At 48.1% G+C, this 19,438-nt stretch carries 19 protein-coding genes; 5 read left to right on the top strand and 14 right to left on the bottom strand.

Going from position 1 to position 19,438, the window contains the following annotated elements:
- Positions 1-72 precede the first annotated feature (72 nt).
- Complete coding sequence (locus ACN0R1_RS07620) at positions 73-2,760, top strand: phage tail tape measure protein (RefSeq protein ID WP_417581514.1); 2,688 nt, start codon at positions 73-75, stop codon at positions 2,758-2,760.
- A 98-nt stretch (positions 2,761-2,858) separates the two neighbouring features.
- Here ACN0R1_RS07620 and ACN0R1_RS07615 read toward each other — a convergent pair whose 3' ends face one another.
- The 6 genes from ACN0R1_RS07615 to ACN0R1_RS07590 all read right to left on the bottom strand — a co-directional run bounded on the left by ACN0R1_RS07615 (position 2,859) and on the right by ACN0R1_RS07590 (position 8,777).
- Positions 2,859-3,956 carry a TRAP transporter large permease gene (locus ACN0R1_RS07615; RefSeq protein ID WP_417581512.1) on the bottom strand — a complete coding sequence of 366 codons (1,098 nt, stop codon included), beginning with the start codon at positions 3,954-3,956 and terminating at the stop codon, positions 2,859-2,861.
- Between the two features lie 3 nt (positions 3,957-3,959).
- Positions 3,960-4,475, bottom strand: a complete 516-nt coding sequence (locus ACN0R1_RS07610) for a TRAP transporter small permease subunit (RefSeq protein ID WP_417581511.1) — start codon at positions 4,473-4,475, stop codon at positions 3,960-3,962.
- A 53-nt stretch (positions 4,476-4,528) separates the two neighbouring features.
- Positions 4,529-5,575, bottom strand: a complete 1,047-nt coding sequence (locus tag ACN0R1_RS07605; protein ID WP_417581509.1) for a C4-dicarboxylate ABC transporter substrate-binding protein — start codon at positions 5,573-5,575, stop codon at positions 4,529-4,531.
- 337 nt (positions 5,576-5,912) lie between these two features.
- Positions 5,913-6,014, bottom strand: a complete 102-nt coding sequence (cydX, locus tag ACN0R1_RS07600) for a cytochrome bd-I oxidase subunit CydX (protein WP_036521337.1) — start codon at positions 6,012-6,014, stop codon at positions 5,913-5,915.
- Positions 6,015-6,026: 12 nt separating this feature from the next.
- Positions 6,027-7,166, bottom strand: a complete 1,140-nt coding sequence (gene cydB, locus ACN0R1_RS07595) for a cytochrome d ubiquinol oxidase subunit II (protein WP_417581596.1) — start codon at positions 7,164-7,166, stop codon at positions 6,027-6,029.
- Between the two features lie 24 nt (positions 7,167-7,190).
- Entirely contained in the window at positions 7,191-8,777 is a 1,587-nt protein-coding gene (locus ACN0R1_RS07590; RefSeq protein ID WP_417581507.1) for a cytochrome ubiquinol oxidase subunit I, read from the bottom strand.
- A 224-nt stretch (positions 8,778-9,001) separates the two neighbouring features.
- Between ACN0R1_RS07590 and ACN0R1_RS07585 the strand changes: the two genes are divergently transcribed.
- On the top strand, positions 9,002-10,342 hold the full coding sequence (locus ACN0R1_RS07585) for a sigma-54 interaction domain-containing protein (RefSeq protein WP_417581505.1): 1,341 nt from the start codon (positions 9,002-9,004) through the stop codon (positions 10,340-10,342).
- Positions 10,343-10,354: 12 nt separating this feature from the next.
- On the opposite strand, the gene ACN0R1_RS07580 is transcribed toward ACN0R1_RS07585, so the two are convergent.
- Genes ACN0R1_RS07580 through ACN0R1_RS07565 form a run of 4 tightly spaced genes read right to left on the bottom strand, consistent with a single transcriptional unit; the run spans position 10,355 to position 13,885 of the window.
- Positions 10,355-11,113 carry a thiosulfate oxidation carrier protein SoxY gene (locus ACN0R1_RS07580; protein WP_417581503.1) on the bottom strand — a complete coding sequence of 253 codons (759 nt, stop codon included), beginning with the start codon at positions 11,111-11,113 and terminating at the stop codon, positions 10,355-10,357.
- A 40-nt stretch (positions 11,114-11,153) separates the two neighbouring features.
- On the bottom strand, positions 11,154-12,212 hold the full coding sequence (locus tag ACN0R1_RS07575) for a YeeE/YedE family protein (protein ID WP_417581501.1): 1,059 nt from the start codon (positions 12,210-12,212) through the stop codon (positions 11,154-11,156).
- A gap of 3 nt (positions 12,213-12,215) precedes the next feature.
- On the bottom strand, positions 12,216-13,532 hold the full coding sequence (locus ACN0R1_RS07570) for an NAD(P)/FAD-dependent oxidoreductase (RefSeq protein ID WP_417581499.1): 1,317 nt from the start codon (positions 13,530-13,532) through the stop codon (positions 12,216-12,218).
- An 11-nt stretch (positions 13,533-13,543) separates the two neighbouring features.
- Entirely contained in the window at positions 13,544-13,885 is a 342-nt protein-coding gene (locus tag ACN0R1_RS07565) for a c-type cytochrome (protein WP_417581497.1), read from the bottom strand.
- A gap of 174 nt (positions 13,886-14,059) precedes the next feature.
- Here ACN0R1_RS07565 and ACN0R1_RS07560 point away from each other — a divergent pair, with 174 nt between their 5' ends.
- Genes ACN0R1_RS07560 through ACN0R1_RS07550 form a run of 3 tightly spaced genes read left to right on the top strand, consistent with a single transcriptional unit; the run spans position 14,060 to position 15,915 of the window.
- Entirely contained in the window at positions 14,060-14,800 is a 741-nt protein-coding gene (locus ACN0R1_RS07560) for a hypothetical protein (protein ID WP_417581495.1), read from the top strand.
- Positions 14,800-15,339 carry an elongation factor P hydroxylase gene (locus ACN0R1_RS07555; protein WP_417581493.1) on the top strand — a complete coding sequence of 180 codons (540 nt, stop codon included), beginning with the start codon at positions 14,800-14,802 and terminating at the stop codon, positions 15,337-15,339. Before ACN0R1_RS07560 ends, ACN0R1_RS07555 begins: the two co-directional genes overlap by 1 nt.
- Positions 15,340-15,363: 24 nt before the next feature.
- Positions 15,364-15,915, top strand: coding sequence for a hypothetical protein (locus ACN0R1_RS07550; RefSeq protein WP_417581491.1), 552 nt, complete (start codon positions 15,364-15,366; stop codon positions 15,913-15,915).
- A gap of 318 nt (positions 15,916-16,233) precedes the next feature.
- On the opposite strand, the gene ACN0R1_RS07545 is transcribed toward ACN0R1_RS07550, so the two are convergent.
- The 4 genes from ACN0R1_RS07545 to ACN0R1_RS07530 form a co-directional block, all read right to left on the bottom strand.
- Positions 16,234-16,872 carry a C39 family peptidase gene (locus ACN0R1_RS07545; protein WP_417581489.1) on the bottom strand — a complete coding sequence of 213 codons (639 nt, stop codon included), beginning with the start codon at positions 16,870-16,872 and terminating at the stop codon, positions 16,234-16,236.
- Positions 16,869-17,402 carry a hypothetical protein gene (locus tag ACN0R1_RS07540; protein ID WP_417581487.1) on the bottom strand — a complete coding sequence of 178 codons (534 nt, stop codon included), beginning with the start codon at positions 17,400-17,402 and terminating at the stop codon, positions 16,869-16,871. The genes ACN0R1_RS07545 and ACN0R1_RS07540 overlap by 4 nt, the downstream gene beginning before the upstream one ends.
- 289 nt (positions 17,403-17,691) lie before the next feature.
- Complete coding sequence (locus ACN0R1_RS07535; RefSeq protein WP_417581485.1) at positions 17,692-18,240, bottom strand: hypothetical protein; 549 nt, start codon at positions 18,238-18,240, stop codon at positions 17,692-17,694.
- A 36-nt stretch (positions 18,241-18,276) separates the two neighbouring features.
- Positions 18,277-19,140 carry a hypothetical protein gene (locus tag ACN0R1_RS07530; protein WP_417581483.1) on the bottom strand — a complete coding sequence of 288 codons (864 nt, stop codon included), beginning with the start codon at positions 19,138-19,140 and terminating at the stop codon, positions 18,277-18,279.
- Positions 19,141-19,438: the final 298 nt, after the last annotated feature.

Raw genomic sequence — 19,438 nt, 5'->3', positions numbered from 1 at the left:
TTCCTCAGCATGGATTACACACCACACATTCAATTTTAGCTGAATCCCTCAGCGCCAACAACGGATACCAGTATGAGCCAGCGTAACTTAGCCGTTAGACTTTTAATAACAGCCAAAGATGAAGCCTCCGGAGTGTTGGGGGGGCTGCGTCGTAATGCCGGTAAAGTAGCGGCTGCGATCGCGGGTTATTTTGGCATCAAGATGTTTTCTGGAGCGATTCGTTCAGCCGCAGAATTTCAGGAACAGATGTCTACTGTAGGTGCAGTAACAGGTGCAACTACTGAAGAGATGGATCTATTGCGCAAAGCTGCTGATGAGGCTGGATCTAATACTCGTTATACAGCCACTCAAGCTGGCCAAGCCTTGGAGCAGCTTGCGCGTGCAGGCTTGAATGCGCGTCAATCAGTTGAAACTTTACCCTCTGTTTTGGCTTTAGCCCAGGGTAACGGACTTGAGTTAGGTCAAGCAGCTGGATTTATTACTCAGGCTGTGAGGGGTATGGGACTTGAGTTTGATCAAGCTGGAAGAGTGGCCGATGTTCTAGCAAAAGGTGCCGCTAGCGCAAACACCACCGTTGAAGGCTTGGGCAATGCTCTTTCATATGCAGCTCCAACGGCAAGCGCTCTTGGACTTGAACTTGAAGATACTGTTGCGCTCATAGGTAAGCTGGCTGACGCTGGTATTGATGCCAGTCGAGCGGGTACAGCGCTTAATTCAATCCTTGCGCAGTTTAGTGACCCAGCAAGTAAGTTTCGCCAAGAGCTTGCTGGTATTGGTATCTACACTAATGATTTTAACGATGCTTTAGAGCAGTTAGCAGTAAAAGGTGATGATGGGCAAAAAGCTATTCGTGCTGTGGGTCGAGAAGCTGGCCCAGCGTTACAGGCTATTTTGTCACAAGGTATTGGTTCATTAAAAGAATTGAGGGCAGCACTAAAAGATGCTGAAGGGTCGGCGGCATTGGCTGCTGCGATCATGGATAGCAATCTAAACGGAGCGTTAAGGGGCTTAAGCAGTGCTTGGGAGTCCGTAAAACTAACGCTAGTAAAACCATTATTAGATCCTATAGCTGAGCAAGTAAACAGGCTTTCATCACGGCTGCGCAGCTTTGTGAGCGAAGGGGTTGTTCAGCGTGCTGGTGAGATACTGGCAACCGTATTCACATCAGCACAGACAAGCTTCAATAACTTTCTGGATGACTTTGACCTTGATCAGGTTGTGCAACAGCTAAAAGGTTGGCTGGATCAGACAAAAGAATCGGTGGATGTCTGGGTTGAACGGATGCAGACCGCCTCGATATACGGAAAAATCACATTTCTGTCTCTTGCTACAGGAGTTCAAACCTTACAAGGAGCGTTTCATGGTTTTGCCGGTGCTGTTGCTCAAGTTATTGCTGGGGTTATTGAACGCTTTGGGGATGCCTTTGGTTTGTTCAGTCGTTTCTCCAGTACTGCCAGAGAGATATCTGAAGATGCAGACAACCTTGCTAGAAGCTTCAGGAAGTCAGCAGAAGAGAACTATCAGAAAGCTGCTGAGGCTATTGATAAAGCAACCGACTCTGGTCGTGAGTTGCGTGAAGCATTTGATCAGCTCTCTGAAACTCAAAAGTCTGCGTCTGAATCGATAGAAAAGCTGGTGGAATCAGAAGAAGTACTTGCTGAGAAATCAGGCCTCACCGCCGATCAGTTAGACGCATTAGGTGACTCCGCCGACTACGTAGGTGGAGAGGCACAGCAGGCAGCTACTGGTATCGATGCCGTCACCGAATCAGCCTCTAATGCAAACGATGAGCTGGAAAAAGCAGAGGTTGCAGCTGCAAAACTCGCAAGTGCCTATGACGAGCTGGGCATAACCTCTCAATCTGCCATGGATGATGCGGCTGAAAAATCCCGCCAGGCATTCGAAACCATAAAATCCAGTGGCCAAGCCACAACCCGCGAATTGAAACAGGCTTTCCAGGCCTATGCCCAGCGAGCTATCGAAGCCAATAACGGTGTAGCCAGTCATGCACTAAAAGCAGAAGCCGCACAGAACGGACTAAAGCTGACAGCCGATGAAACCGGGCGCGTGATAGTCCAGTCCATGCGTGATGCGGCCCGAGCCACCAGTGATATCAAAAATGCCGCTGATGATGCGTCAGGCGCATATCGCCGCATGGCAGCGGATGCACAGAAAGCGGGCGATGCCAAAAATCAGAGCAATGGTGGCAGTGAAAATGACGAAGGTGACAAAAAAGAACGAGTCACCAAAAGCGGTGGCACATTCCGAGCTGGCAAGTACTCCATGTCAGACCTGGAAGCATTAGATAAAGATTTGGCCCAGCGAGCTGCTGAAGCAGTGGCGGCGCTGAATATGAATCTGGCCAGCGACGGCAGCAGCACAGCCTATCGTAAAGAGCGGTATGAAACGGCGATGCGCAACATCGAGTCAGCTGCAAAAGCCGCCGAAAGACGGCAAGAAAGCCAGCGCCAGGCAGAAACCACTCCCGAACAAAAGCCAGGTATCAGTTCGCTGGACGAACTCAGCAAAGCTATGGAACAGTATTTCGCTAAAGCAACTCCTCAAGTTGAGGCCGCTGACCAAAACACTCGGCGCAAGCCAGAAGCATCAATGCCCTCCACGAGTGTTGGTCAGCCTACAAAGGTAGTGAGATTGGAGTTCATTATCCCTGGTCGAGGTACTTCATCAGGTCTATTTGGTGAGAGTGATGCCGAGAAACTTATGAGAGATCTTCACGATTTGGCGAGAATATCGAGATGATAATTAAAGATGACTACGAAGGTTTTTAATGCAGTAATAGGCTGGTAAGCGTTAGTTTTTCTTTTAATGAGTGAAATCCGGGTTTTATTATATGATATTCAACAAAATTCAAATATCGTGCGGCGGTCCTTCAAATATCGTGCGGCGCGACATGATATCCAGTCCATCACAAAGCCAATAATAAATACGATGACCAACATCACTAAGATAACCTGCCAGGTTTCATCTCCCATGAAGCTGACCAACTCTCTTACCATGGATGAGCCACCGGCTACGATAAAAATACCGGTAAACATGGTACCAGCCACTACGATAAGCATGATCATGGCGGTTATGCGGATGGTGGTATCAAGCGCATCCAGCATTTTTTTAACGCTGAACTCCCTGTAGGCAAGCATTAATAGAAAGGCGCCCCCAACACCAACAGCGGCGGCCTCTGTTGGTGAGGCTATTCCGGCCAGTAGTGATCCTAGAACTGCAATGATCAATAAGGTGGCAGGAACAAGACCTACAGTAATAATTCGAATTAGTTCAAATAGACTTTTCTTTTCACTGACCTGCAGGGTTTCTTTAACCGCTAGATTCGTATTTGATCGCTCGTAGAGGTATGAATAAATCATGATGTAGAGTATGAAAAGTCCAAGCATAATCAGCCCAGGAAACATCGCGGCAGCAAATAGTTGGCCAACAGACATTTGTGCGAGAGCAGCATAGACAATGGCAATAACGGATGGCGGAATGATCGTGCCGAGAGATCCACCTGCACAGACTGTTCCAGCAATTAACGAGTTTTTATACTTCAGGCGTTGCATGGCAGGAATGGCCATAATACCCACAACAATTTCAACGGCTCCAACCACACCTGTGGCGGCAGCAAATACCCCGCACATGGCTAGCGATGCAACCCCCACACCGCCGGGTAATCTGGCTGTTAAGGTTTGAAATGCGTGAAACAACCGCATGGCGATCCCCGCTCTTTCAAGTATGGCGCCCATCAGTATAAAAAGTGGTATTGAGGCTAGAATAAAATCTGATGAAACCTTAACTACCTGTCGGTATAGCTGCATTAGGAACATATCTTGAAATAAAATATATCCAGCCCCTGCAGCTACGAGTGTAAGACTAAATGCGACGGGTAAACCTAGCAGAATAAATCCAAATAAAAATACAAACATCAAAAAGGGTAGGATTTCCATCATTTACTCCAGATGACTTTCTTTGGTTTTATTAATGTCTAAATAACACTGGGCAACAACGGCCAGGCACTGTATGAAAAAAATAGTTAAGCCAACGGCTATCACAGTATAAAAAGGCCACATTAGCGGTGCCCAAGGACTTACCGCTTCAACTTCACCACGCTCCAAGGCCCTGATGGCTCTTTGAATGGCGACCCAGGCTAAACCGGCGATGACAGGTGAAAAAAGAAATCCGTACAAAAAAATATCAATATAGCATTTTATTTTTTGAGGAATTTTTGTAGATAAAAAATCAATCTTTACATGATCATTATTATACAGAGCATATCCAGCACCTAAAATGAAAATAGATCCATTGAGCATATAGGATATATCAAATGCCCATTTGGTAGGTGCATTAAGAAAGAATCTAACAAAAACCTCATAAAGCATGCTGATAACCAGGACAACAAGCACTGGCCGAGCTAGCCAGCCAAGAAAAATAGATAGTGCGTTGGCAAACCTTATGAATTTATGCATTGAACTACCCTCAAAAAGGCCGCTGACTTTTCAGTCAGCGGCCGCTATAGGATTCAGTCGTGAAGAAGGTAGAAAGAGTTTCTAGCCCAGCGATCCTGATAGCTCAAATAGCTTTCTAGAATAGCTGCCGTCTCGCTTTCGGTGGAGCTGTCACCTATTTTTGCATTAATCCATTCTCTGCCTGCAGCCCTTACTTGCTCTATCAGCTCAGGAGATAACTCAACCACTTTGTTGGTGTTGGCGTACTGGTCCATAGAGACAATGTCGCTATGACCGAAGTGAACCAGGCTCTCCATCGTGGTGAGTTTGGCCGCGGCTTCAACCAGTGGTTTCAACTCATTCGGGAGTTTGTTCCAAGTCTCTTCAGTAACAACGACTTCCCAAAGGAAGGTGGGTTGATGTACACCGGGAACGGCTAAGTACTCGGCGATTTCATGAAACCCTTCGCTGAGATTTGAGCCAGGTGTAGCCCACTCTACGGCATCAACACCACGACGTTGTAATAGGGTAAATATCTCTCCTGGTGGGACTACTGTGGGAGCACCATCGAAGTAACTGCCGAGAATTTCAGCCCAAGGGCCTGCTGTTCTGTATCTTAAGCCTTTCAGGTTTTCGGCTTCTTGTATTGCCGAATGACTGTGCGCAAATACTTCAGTAGTGCCCATGCCAACTACAAGGCTTTTGAGCCCCATATTTTTTAGGCGATAGTCTTGCAGCATTTCTAGGCCACCACCCTCGTAGATCCAATGTACTTTTGTTTCAGGTGCCATGCCGCCAGGAAAGCCTGCAAAAATAGCATTGACTGGATCTCTATTAATTAGGAAGGTCGGCGTGCTATGGCCTGCCTCAACGATGCCATCTTCAACAGCACTATAAATCTCGAAGGCCGGAACGACGACACCAGCGCCAAAAGGTTGGATCTCAAGCTGCCCTCCAGTAAGTAGCTCGACATTCTTTGAGAATCTGACCATGAAGTTCTCATAGAAAAATGATCCCTCTGGGACGGCTGCAGGCATACGCCACTTGATCTGTTCTGCCACTGCCGAGTTGGCCAAAACGGCTAATAAAGCCAGGCTAAATGCAATAATTTTCTTACTCATATTTCACCCCAAACTATTATGTTTTTATTTAACATTTTGTTTTTAAGGAAATTAGTTTCCAAGTGTGTAGAAACTATAATGTCTGTGCATTGCTGATGGTGCTCGTTAACTCAGATTGCTTAAGATGAGTGGTGCACATGCAGGACTGTTTTTTATTAGCAATCATGTCGACATAATATATACACGATTGTGATTAAGTCAACATGTCGGCAATGTGTCGACATGCGAGAGGTGGGGTTGTTTCAGAACTGCGCTTTCTGTAGATGTGGCGCTGCCGCACATTCCTGTACTCGAGGATAAAAAAAGGCACCTTGCGGTGCCTTTGAGGGAGTGAGCATTACTCCTGATCAAACTCTTCTTCAGCTTCCAGCCACATCACGTTGATGATGCCGAACGCGCAAGCCAGTAATACACCCAGTATCCAGGCGAAGTACCACATAATTCTGTCTCCTCAGTAGAGTGAATGGCTGTTGTCTTTAATAAAGCTGACACCGATTTTTTGCCACATGGCCCGGTAGCACCAGAAGGTGTAGGCTAAAATGATCGGTACAAAAATAATCGCCGCCCAGGCCATGACCATCAGGGTGCCTGCGCTAGAGGCGGCATCCCAGAGGGTTAAGCTAGCCGATGGCATCAGGCTGGATGGCATGACAAACGGGAACATGGATACCCCGGCTGTCAGAATGATGCCGGTAATGCCCAGTGCGCTACAGACAAAAGCCAGTGCGGGAAGACGTATAGTGGCTAGTAAGAAAGCACCGAGTACACCGGCAAAGCCCAGCAGGGGTGCCAACAAAGTGATGGGGTAGTCAGCGTAGTTACTCAACCAGGCACCTTCTACTCTAATCACCTCTTTAAGCAATGGATTAGATGCGGCATCTTTAGCTGGCATGGACAGAATTTGATAGCCTTCAATCCCCATGGCTAACCACAGGCCTGCCAGTGCAAAGCTGGCTGCACAGACAAGGGCGAAGATGCGAGCATAAAATCTGGCGCGCTGTTCAACCTGTTCTTTGGTGCGCATCTGTACCCAGACAGCACCGTGTAAACTGAGCATCGACAAGCTGACGACACCACAGAGCAGGGCATAAGGGTTTAGCAGCGCAAAGAAACTGCCATGGTAAGAGGGACGAATAAATTCGTCGTACTGAAAAGGTACACCTTGAAGCAGGTTGCCAAAGGCTACACCAAAGACCAGCGCCGGTACGGCTCCGCCTACAACCAGCGCCCAGTCCCAGGCATTACGCCAGCGCGGCTCTTCCATTTTGGAGCGGTAATCAAAGCCGACCGGGCGCAGAAACAGTGCAAACAGCACCAATAACATCGCCCAGTAAAGCCCTGAGAAAGCCGCCGCATAGACCAGTGGCCAGGCGGCAAATAGAGCACCGCCAGCGGTGATAAACCAAACCTGATTACCATCCCAGTGGGGCGCCATGGTATTAATGACCACGCGGCGCTCTTCATCAGTTTTAGCGACCAGTGGCAGGATGGCACAGCCACCCATATCAAAGCCATCAGTGACGGCGAAGCCGATCAGTAACACTCCAATGAGTACCCACCAGACCAGCTTTAAGGTTTCATAATCAAAGATCATCAGAATATCTCCTTACCCGATTCAGGCTTTAACCGTCTGAGTGGTGGTGTTGATCTGCTCAGGCTGTTCATAATGATATTTGCCGGTTTTCAGGCTGCTGGGCCCTTTGCGGATAAAGTGCTGCATCAGGAAAATCTCAATTGCTGCCAGGAGAGTGTAAAACAGAATGAACAGGCTCAGACTCAAGATGATTTCATTCACCGTCAGTACGGACACCGCAGTGAAGGTGGGTAAAATCTCACCTACGGCCCAGGGTTGGCGACCAAACTCGGCAACAAACCAGCCGGACTCAGAAGCAATCCAGGGGATAGGAAGGGTGAATAAAGCCGCTTTAAGCAACCAGGTTTTTTTCCAGGCGGTGCGCCGGGCAGTGTAATAAAAGCTCAAGGCAAACAGTAACAGCATCCAGAAGCCAGCGCCTACCATAATGCGGAATGCCCAGAACATAGGACCTACCGCAGGAATAGTATCTTCGGCGGCCATGCGGATTTGTGCATCCGTGGCATCCACGATATTGGCTGTGTAGCGCTGTAGCAGCAGACCATAGCCCAGGTCTACCTTGGCTTCATCGAAGGCCGCACGGACTTCATCTGTGGGTTCGCCATTGCGCAATTGCTGCAGCAGACCATAAGCCACCATACCGTTACGGATACGGACTTCATGCTCTTCAATCAGATCCCTGATACCCTTCACTTCTTCAGTGGTGGAACGGGTTGCAATCAGACCCAGAGCATAGGGGATTTTTATCGCATACTCTGTGTTCATCTCTTCATGGTTTGGAATACCAATGAGTGTAAATGCGGCTGGCGCTGGATGGGTTTCCCACTCGGCTTCTATCGCCGCCAGTTTGGTTTTTTGCACATCCCCCAGTTCATAGCCGGATTCGTCTCCGAGTAAAATCACCGACAAGGAGGCGGCCAGACCAAAGGCGCTGGCAACAGCAAAGGAACGGCGTGCGAAGGCCGTATCGCGTCCTCTTAATAGGTAGTAAGAACTAATGGCCAGTACAAATACCGCGGCGGTTACATAGCCTGCGGAAACGGTGTGAACAAACTTGACCTGCGCCACTGGGCTCATTACCAAGTCGTAAAAACTGGTCATTTCCATACGCATGGTTTCATAGTTGAACTCGGCACCTACCGGATGCTGCATCCAGCCGTTGGCAACCAAAATCCACAGTGCAGAGAAATTTGATCCTATGGCTACCAGCCAGGTCACCATCAAATGCTTGACCTTGCTGAGTCTGTCCCAACCAAAAAAGAACAAGCCGACAAAAGTGGATTCCAGGAAAAATGCCATCAGCCCTTCAATGGCCAGTGGTGCACCGAACACATCCCCGACATAATGGGAATAGTAGGACCAGTTGGTGCCAAACTGGAATTCCATGGTGAGGCCTGTGGTGACGCCCAGTGCGAAGTTGATACCAAAGAGCTTACCCCAGAATTTGGTCATGTCTTTGTAGACCTGTTTACCCGTCATTACATAGACTGATTCCATAATAGCCAGCATAAAAGCCAGGCCTATGGTGAGTGGTACAAACAGGAAGTGGTACATCGCGGTGAGCGCGAATTGCAGACGGGAAATATCTACGAGCGCTTCAGTAATCATACGAAGGTCCTCTGATACTGCTGAATTTGATAAGTTCAAATTGACACAGCAGGAAATGTGCCAGTTTGATGCGTTAAGGTTATGAGCTTATGCTTTTGTGAAATACATGCCATTTTAGGCACTTGTAGACGAGAATACCTCAAAATTTGTGCGGTTAATACGTGACATATTGTCACACAAGGTCGATAATGAACTGACAAATATGACATTGATGGCAGGGTGATATGGCAGAGATGGTTGCAAAAGATACCGGGCTTTCGATTGCTGAATTGAGCTCATTACTGGATGTAATTGATGAGCCGGCAACGATTCTTGCACTGGATTATCGAATATTGGCCTGTAATCAAGCTTATCAAGCGATCTATGGTGAGGGCGGACGGGTACTGGAACGTACCTGTTATAATGTTTCTCACGGGTATGCAGTGCCCTGTGATCAGGCGGGTGAATCCTGTCCACTAAAGCGCTGCCATGAGACTGGACAACGGCAACGGGTACTGCATCTACATAATACGCCGGATGGCGAAGAGCATGTGGATGTGGAGATGAACCCGGTGCGCAATGCCGCGGGAGAGTTGGTCTGTTATCTGGAAATTATGCATCTGGTCAAGGAAGCCAGGGCAACACCGGGTGAAGGCGATGGTATGGTTGGGCGCTCACCGGCGTTTAACCGGATGCTGGAACTGCTGCGCCGTGCGGCACCTTCCGATATTGCCGTGCTGCTTCTGGGAGAATCGGGTACGGGTAAAGAGCTGGCAGCCAGGGCCGTACATGATGGCAGTCGTCGTGCACGTGGTCCGTTTATCACTGTAGAATGTTCCGGGTTGACTGAGTCCTTGTTTGAAAGTGAATTGTTTGGTCATGAACGTGGCGCCTTTACTGGAGCTGTTGGGCGTAAGAAGGGGCTTATCGAAGCGGCTCGCGGAGGTACGCTGTTTCTGGATGAAATCGGGGAAATACCTCTGCCTCAGCAGGTTAAATTGTTACGTCTGATCGAAACGGGCACCTATCGTACTGTGGGGGGGATTGAACCCTTGCATGCCGATTTTCGTCTGGTTTGTGCTACCCACCGTAATCTGAAACAACTGGTTACCCAGGGGCTTTTCCGACAGGATCTTTATTACCGTATTTCGGCGTTTCCTGTCATCCTGCCGGCGTTGTCGGAACGCCCTGAAGACCTGGGACTGCTGATCAATTCACTGTTGGTGCGTATACCCGGCGCAGAGCAAGTCAGCGTAACTGAGCAGGCCGTCAAGCTGTTACGTCAGTACAGTTTCCCTGGTAATATTCGTGAGCTGCGCAATATTTTAGAGCGAGGCATGTTGCTGACAGATGATGGACGTATTGGTGTACAGCATCTGCCACCTGAGTGTCTTCAAGCGATAGAGGCGGGTGAGTCAGCGCCGTATTCCGGCTTCCCGGATGAGGAAGTGATTCCGCTGGATCAACTGGAACGTTATTATCTACAGCGCATCACATCCCGCTTCAGTGGTGATAATCGTTCATTAGCTGAGCGTTTGGGTGTGAGTGAACGCACCCTGTATCGGAAGTTAAGCCGGTTGAAATAGGTAAAGCACGTATCACCGAGTCTCAGTGATACGTTCAGCCTGCTGATCGGTCCAGGTAAAACTCAGGTCGCTGAACTGGTCCAGATAAAAGCCTACAAACGGATTGGCTGAGGTACCAGTATGAAAGCCAACAGTCAGTAAAACTTCGCCCGCTTGGCTAACCTCCAAGGACTCCACCAGATTTTCTGCCAGAGTGCCTCCCTGGCCATCATCGCGAAAGCCTGTTTCCATTGGGTGGTTAATCATGGTGCGGATTTCAGCCGCTTCACCGGGGGTTGCGCTGCGCGGTAGGGCTACCCGTGGCTGTGACATGCCGGTCGCTGTCGTTTCTACATCACCAGCCATCAAGCAGCCACTGACAGTGACACGTATATCGCGGCTGGCGATCCAGTAGTTATCCAGATTGCTTTTGGCAACTACAAACAGGGTTTGTGATTCTCTCAAGCGAATGCGTGTGGACAGTTCTGTTCTGGGAATGGCGGCTGATAATTCGAAATCAATCACTTCGGTATTGGGGTTGTTGCTGGCAAATACACGGATGGTGTCGATATATTCGTCATCAGCCAGTTCGCCACTAAAGGTAATTTTCAACGGCACGGCCGAGCCATCTTCGGCTACCAGTGGCAAGCCGATATTAACGCCGCCTTGTTGCGGTTGCTGGTTAGTCAAATAGCTGTTGATGGCTTCAATGCGCTGCCAGTCAGCGGCTAGCACTGGCAGTGAAATACTGCTTAACACCAGGACCAATACAACAATACGCCAGGATTGCATAATAATTCAGTTTCCTTTTTGTCTGTGTCTTGTTTGGGTCTTATTCTTGCTGACGGGTATCCAACCAAAGGCCAAGACGGGTGCCGCCAATAATACCAGCAAGTGCTGGCACGCTGCTAAGTGCCAGCGTGGAAAAGCCACTAATGCCTTGGCCCAAAGTACAACCTAGCGACAACACGCCACCAATGCCCATCAACATTCCGCCAAGGATTCCGCGTTGCATCTGTGTGGGTGATTCATAGCCCTGCCAACTGAATTCGCCTGCTAGCAGGGCACGTAAAAAACTGCCGACAATAACACCGGTTACCACGAGTATGGCAAAACTCAGCGGCATGCCGGATGACAGCATGGCAAACTGCAGGGTTTCACCGATAGGTGCTACAAAGGTCAGCGATGCCAGTCGCACCGGATCAAAGTCGTCAAACCCTACCACACCGGTAACCCACCAGCCTGCCGCCGCCAATAAGCCGATCAAACTAGCTCCTACCCAGTCTCTGGGAGAGTTACGCAACTCGGCACTTTTTAGTGCAATGTAAGCTAGCAGACCTGATATCAACAGCACTGTAATCCAGTGTGAAAATGCGGGTGATACACCCATCAGACTGATCAAGCCATCGATCGACGTGCTAGGTAAGCGGGTTTGTGTCAGTGCCTCCAAATTCAGACGCAGGTGTGCCAGTAAGCCAGATAGTGTGGCATAGGCACTCACGCCCAGAACCAGTAATACCAACAAAGAGCGCAAGTTGCCGCTACCCAGTAGTACCAGAGAGCGTGCGCCACAGGCATTAGCCAGATGCATACCATAGCCGAACAGCACGCCTCCGACGAGTAACAGCGGTAACGAGGGCGAAGGTTGATGGTAATGTGTTTGTGTAAGGTTCAGACCGGTTTGCAACGCCAGCAGTTGACTGCTGAGCAGTGCGACAGCCATGGCCAGCAAAAAAGCACGTAGTTTCAGGCTGTTGCCCTGTTGCCACAGATTAGCCAACCCGCGATAGAAGCAAAAGCGGCTCCATTGAGCCGCTGCGCCGTAAGCGAAGCCCAGGAGCGCACCGCCCCAGAGCACCGCCGTCAGGTAGTTATCAAAGAGTGGAAGCATAGATCAGCGCCGCGTACCCCAAGTGTCTTGTGAAATGGCATTGTACCAGCCTACCGCATAGGCGGCTTCAGAGCGGCGAATGTCATCACTGGCTTCAGCCGCACTTAAACCACCGGCTCCTTCCACTGAAATAATCTGATTGTCTTCCACCTTATAAACAGCCGCTACAGAGATACCATAGTCCGGGTTGATCAGACTGTAGCAGGTGTTGGCCCAAACAGGTTCCAGTGGGCTAACGCCCGCCAGTGCGGCAACGATAGCGCTGGCAGCCACTTTGCCTTGTGCATTGGCGGCAAAACCGGATTTTGGCATGGGGGCAGCCACTGTCGCATCACCCACCACATAGATATCCTTTACCTGGGCGGATTCAAAGGTTACCGGATTGACCGGTACCCAGCCGGTCGCATCGGTTACACCAGCCCGCTCGGCGATAAAGCCGGCTTTTTGTGGTGGAATAACGTTGAGAGCAGCGGCTTTGTGTCGGGTGCCAAATTCAGTTTCTACTTCACGACGAGCGGCATCTACACGGACTACACGACCGTCGTTGGAAAGCCCCACCCATTCAATCATGTCGCCATAAGTGCTCTGCCAGCCAGCGGTAAACAGCCCCTGTTTAGAGAAGTTATCCTTGGCATCCAGTATCAGGATTTTTGAGCGCGGCTTATGTTGCTTCAAGTAGTGCGCAACCAGGCTGGCGCGCTCGTAAGGTCCAGGTGGGCAACGGAAAGGGTTGCCGGGCACTGACATGATAAAGGTGTCACCATCCTGCATTGCTTCCAGTTGCTGTCTTAGCAACAGCGTTTGCGGACCAGCCTTCCACGCGTGAGGGGCCAGTTCTGCAGCGGCTTCATCATAGCCTTCAATGGCGTTCCAGCGCATGTCGATGCCGGGTGACATCAACAGTTTGTCATAACCCAATGTTTGGCCATCGGACAGACTGACTGTGTGAGCAACCGGATCAATATCCTGCGCCAATGCGTGTACGACCTTGACACCATAGACCTGCTTCAACTCCTCGTAGTTGTGCCCGATGGAGTCGAGTTGACGTTCACCGGCGAGTACCAGGTTGGAAAAGGGGCAGGTGTAAAAAGTTTTATTGGGCTCAATCAGGGTAACATCAATGGCTGGGTTACCCCGTTTGATGTATTTGGCAGCGGTCGCACCGCCGAAACCACCGCCGATAACAATGACGCGTCCGGCTGATGAGCCAGATGTAACCGTTGCGGCGCAGGCTGTAATGGCAGGAAGAACGGATGCCAGACCCAGGCCTTTTAAAAGCTGGCGGCGTGAGGCTGAAAAAGGTTTTTTGATATCACTCATGTCCGGCTCCGTTATTGGTTATCGACATTGGCGAAATAATTAGCCAGTGCTGACAGTTCTGCATCGGAATAACCCTTGGCAATTCTGTCCATGACGGTGGTGTTGGGCTGTAGCCCTTGCTTGAAGGCTTGCAATTGTGCAGCTAGAACCGTAACTGGGCGTCCGGCGATAGCAGGAATAGCGCCTGAAAATTTGCCATCAGTACCGTGGCAGTTGGCACAGGCACCTGCAAGTAGCTCTACTTGGGCCGGAGCAAGCGCTTCAGCCTGAGCCAAGCCAGCTACTCCTGCAAAAATGGACGCCAGTAAAAGCTTATGTAGGCCACGCTTGTGGAGTAAAATACTGAGAGTCATTATCCTTCCAGCCATGTTAGTGGTTTTGAGTGTTATGAAAAGTAGCATGTTTTAGATTAGTGGCAAAAGAATAATATATTAAGTTTTCATTCCTTTTTGGAATATACGGGTTTAGTCAACAAGAGTGGCTAGCAAGTATGGCTAACGAATTAGTTACGAGGATCAGAGGCTGTTATGTTCAAAAAAATCCTATTGACAGGCGTTGCGCTGGTGCTATTAAGCGGTTGCAACGAGGCCAATGTACAGCCGATGGCTGGAGACCCTGAATTAGTCGATCCTCATAGCTCGGAAGGGCGTGCTGAATTGGCGGCACAGTTAGGAGGCGCGCCAATTGAACCTATTCAGGTCACTCAGGGTGATATGTCGGGTAGTTTGCAAAATCAACTGGATCAGTTGACCGGGCGTTTAACCCTGTTGCAGGAACAAGTGATACAGATACGCTCTCTGACGCAGCAAACGTTGGAGCAGAGTCAGATGAATATGACGCGCTTACAAAGCCTGTCAGACCCTCAACGTCATCAGGGCCCTTCGGTTGCGGGTCAAGAGGAAGCGGATGCCGACTACCTCGAAAGTACTGTCAACCAGATTGATCAGGCCGTGGCCCAGTTGCTCTCAGCCATGAGTATGCAGTCACCGCAGTTGGCGGAATCCTCTGGCCCTTATCGGATTGCTACCGCCTTCACCCGTAATGGCTGGATACTGATACGCTTTCATGCGCAGACCGGAGAAGCCTGGTTGGCAGATAACAATAACTGGCAGTTATTACGTGACACAACAAGTTTGAGTTCTTCAAGCTATGAGGTGCAAATACAGCGTGCGGACACAGATACCAAGGGCTATGTTGCTGTGCGTATTGATAAGCGTGACGGACGTAGCTGGTGGCTCAACAATGATACCTGGCAGGTGTTGAACTGATGCCAGATCATGATTATGAGGACTTGATCCGCATTTTTAATCAGTGCTTTGAAGTGGACTATAACACCCGCCTGGTACGTGGTGACGATGAGCCGATTTACCTTCCGGCAGATGCCGAGCGTAGTTATCATGCCATTTATTTTGCCTATGGTTTTTACAGTAGTGGCTTGCACGAAATTGCGCACTGGTTGATAGCCGGTCCGCAACGTCGTTTGCTAGAAGACTTTGGTTACTGGTATGAGCCGGATGGTCGCAGTGCCGCCCAGCAGGCGGCATTTGAACTGGTGGAGGTGAAACCTCAGGCAACCGAGTGGATATTGGCTGATGCAGCCGGTTTTCGCTTTCGTGTCAGCAGCGATAATCTCAATGGTGAAGCTACTGATAATACCGCCTTCAAGCAGGCCGTGTATCAACAGGTGGGTGCGTATATTCAGCAAGGGCTGCCTGAGCGCACAGCCAGGCTGCGCGAGGCCTTGTGTCAGTTTTACGCGACACCGGTGAGCTTGTGTTACAGTCGATTTGACCCGGCAACCCTATAATGTCCTCAATGCCACGGAGTCGGTATGCGTAATTTGCAGACTAACACTACACCCTGGGATGACTGGATGCCTTTAGTGCATCCAGCATTACTGTCAGGCTTTCGCTGTGATCACCGAGACTCTCTGGCTGATTCTGTCGATCCAGTTTGGCAATATCGGTTAGTGCAACTGTCAGAGTCGGCTGGTGAATTCACCTGGTGTCTGTATGCCTTGGATCAGGCACAAAACAAAACTTATGTGCTGGGGGTCTTTGATACCCGTGATCAGGCCGAGTTTTTTCTGGCTCTGCACAGTGATAATCCCCTCAAGATTCCCGCCTTACTTACTGATGAGCTTCAGTGGCCACTGCTTGAGCTGAGTGCCAACGGGCAGTTGATCAGAGCCAGGTATCAGGGTGTTTATAAGGTAGGACTTAAATCCTATCGGGTGCAGCTTGATGAAGAGTCAGGCTTGTTTACGCTGACGTATATCGATCGCTACCATACCGAGTATCTGGGCGAGGCGGCTGAAAAAGAAGCCTGTCTAATGATATACAGCCACTTCGACGCCCGTCTACGTGGCTGTAAGATGTGTTAAGGAAGGCTTAGGCTTTTAGTGAATGTGCTAATATCTCGAATGAGTTGGCTTGGTAGCTCAGCTTGAAGTATCGTTGAATTATTACGGTCTGCGAGTTTAAGCAATGGTATGTAAACATGCTAACGATCCAAAATTGTAGATTTATCCGTGAGGTGACCAGATGTACCACCTGTAAAGGTAGCATCCATTCCAGAGGCAGAAACTGCCTTAAACTAAATTAAAATCAGGCTAATGGCTATCAGCCATACATTTGATTTTTCACATAGATGGCACTTTCCGTCTGCAAAGATAGACAAAGCGATAGTTTTAACGTGTTTTTCATTGAAATAGTTCATGTGGAGGTATCAACATTGTCTTTTCGATTAGATCTAGTAATGGGTCAGCTTCAACTCCGTAGGATGGTGGAAGTAGCGCCAATACCTTTCCTGATATTTCTGATTCATTGTCTAGTAACCAGAAGCGTTCAAATCGTGCCCGTCGCATATGAATATTCCCCCAAGAGGGATCAGCAAGTAGAGCTCCATGATTGTCAACTCCTTTTAATACAGAAAAATGTCCCTCATCCCAGTGGTTCAGGTAAAGAATAACAGGTCTTTTGAGTTGAGTGAGTGCTGTATAATCGATAGCTATGCCTACAGGCTTAAAACCATACTCTTCGGCGACTCTTGCAAGATCAGCAAAAGAAAACGCTTCCTTTAAGCCTATTCTATCTAGTATCTCTAACTCACTTGTTTCTACTCCATGATAACCCAGTAAAGTCGCTAGTGATGCTGCCCCACATGAGTAATCAAACTGCTGTTTAACCACATCCTGATCTCTAATATCTTTCCATGAGCGTGTGGGTAGTTGATCTAAGAAACGATCGGCTGTCACGATATTCGCCGCAAAAGCATAATTGGGAGCAAAAATTACCATGGCTATTATGGCTGATGATAAAATTTTATTAAGTATTATCATGAATTGACTGCCGGAAAAATACCCGACATGACTAGTGCTACTATGGTAATAGCAGCGAGCATCCCTAAAGTAAATAAATACACTAGCAGAGCAGCAAGGCAAGCGATTATACTGGATCCCTTACTAACACCTGTCGCGTGAGAAATAGCATTTACCATAACCCACAGTGTATATAGCCATAAGGGTATTAACAATAATCCTGGAATCCCCATTAAACCCAAGAACGGCAGCAAGATATCAATTCCCCAAGAAGCTATAATAACCCTTGAAAGTGCTCCACGACCATCCCATAGTTTACTGCGTTTTAACCACCAGGAAATTACAAAATTACATACCCAATACCAAGACCAATAAATTAACACGCCTAGTATAATAGCATATATAAGAGGAATTCCTATCGACGGATCAAGTCCATAGGAAATTCCAATAAATGTTAGAAGTATAACTGCTTGCCAAAATGGAAAAGTATAATCCTTTATAGGATGCCCCCTAAGACGTGCTAAATCTAATGCAATGGTGATAGCATTCATACTAGTTTTCCGCAGTAATTAATAGGGAGGTAGATGTTTCTAGTGTTCATACATTAATTCGTTGCAAAGACTTTGTTACATGTATAACTAACCGCAATATCTCCAAATCCCCAAAAAAACGTAAGTGAATTAGAGAGAAAAATCAGTAACATAAAAAAATATGGCATTTCTAGTAGGCTCCATGATTTCCATTTTAGACGGTAGTAAAACAATGTTGCCGCATATGGTATGAGTATTAATAAAATTCCGATCACTAATTTGGTTATGAAATTACAGAACTCAAACATAGTTAATGACAGCTATTGCAGCCCCTCTGACCCAATCCTCCAGCCAAACCTGCGTTGAACCCTACCATACCCGTGAGAAATGACCATGCTGTAGTATTACCTGCGGGGCCCAATAAAAATCCTGTACCAGCCCCAACTCCAACAGCTGTGACAAGACCACTTGCTGAACCTTCTCCAGAACCTATTGCTTGACCATAATATCCTGCTCCAGCACCAATAGCGCCAACGATTGCACCGGGAAGCCCGAATTTACCTTCAGCTTCTAGCATTTGTTTTTCATTCAGGTAGGAAAGATTCAAGGTATTTGATTGGTCTTGTCCCATACCCGAAAATTCAAAAAGATAGTTCAGAGATTCATCTGTGAGTGGTGAGGGTAAAAATTCTTCAGATATAATAGACGGATGATTCTGAAATAGCCCATTATTGATAGTATCCCTGGATTGAGAATTACTCTCTAATGGTTGATTAGCATAGCTTAGACCTCCATATATTAAGATAGCTAAACAGACTAAAGATAGCAGTCCATATGTCGATTTTAGTAGTGTTTTCATTTTTTCCTCCTGTTGAAAAAATAATCGAGTAAAAGCTTAATTGGGTCGCCATGTGAAGCTAGTGGATATTTGTGCTGTGTGATTACCAGCCACTCCACCCTGAGCATTAATATTCATGGCTAAAGATGGCGTCAGTCGCTGAACATAACCAAGAGTGAATGCCGTACTTGCATTCCAGTAATCCTGTTGGTTTGTCGTTTTACTGTTCGTACGAAAACTTTGATTAACGCCTGCACGAAAGCTTATTTCAGGATTCATAGCTAGCCCGATAGACATTCCTATACCGAAGATATCGCCCGGGTTTTGCTGCTTTCCCTTGATTTTTCTGGATCTAAGATGGGTGTAGGTTCCTGTTAAAGAAAGGATTACAGGGTCAAATGCCCAGTGACTGGAAGCACCGAAGGTTGCCGTTTTCCCTGAATCAGTAGCTCCATCATTTCTTTCTGCAATTGCAATTTCAGCAAACCCGAGTACATAAGGTTGGTCATAAAGTTGAGTAAACCTATAATCAAAACCTGCGCTGATAGTGCGCCAGCCTGAGTCATACTCTGCGCTAGTCTCATTATTATTTTGAATCAGGCTACGAGATGTATCTCCTTTAAGGCCTAAATTTAGATTTAACGACTGATTGAATGCATACCGTAGACCTAAAGTTGCAAATAGTGTGTCTCGGCGACGGTCATCTACGATGACTTCTGGTAACAGTAACGCGTACCCATGAGCAATTGGAATGGCTGTTGTTGATACATTGATATTCCTGCTGTCTGATGTGTTGTAGCCAATACCTCCGGTCACAGTGTAGCGACCACTATCAGGCGCAAAATCTTCGATCTGGAAAGGGGTATCGGAACTGGGTTCGTCTTCTGCCAGTAGCGGAAATGCAATCGATGCTCCAAGCACAAGAGCTAAGCTCAGCCATGGAATTGAAAATGACCGTGGCGGTACCTGAGGACTATATCTGCGACAGCACAAAGGAGTGCTCGCGATAACCACGGATAATGCCCGCTTTCGGGTAGTTTGGTTTGTTTGCATAGACTCTCTCTCACAATATTCAGCATGTGCTGGCTACCGTACTGAGAGGTTGGTGGCTGGCTTTTTAAAAAAAGTAATATAATGATAATTATTTTTATTTGAATGTCAACTCCACCATAGCCGATTAATGGTGGCCTGCTATTTGTGGTCACACCTTGCAATAGTC

This window comes from Nitrincola sp. (assembly GCF_048264025.1).
GTDB lineage: Bacteria > Pseudomonadota > Gammaproteobacteria > Pseudomonadales > Balneatricaceae > Nitrincola.
The sequence above is the reverse complement of the archived record's forward strand: the minus strand, read 5'-3'. Positions and strand labels throughout refer to the sequence as shown.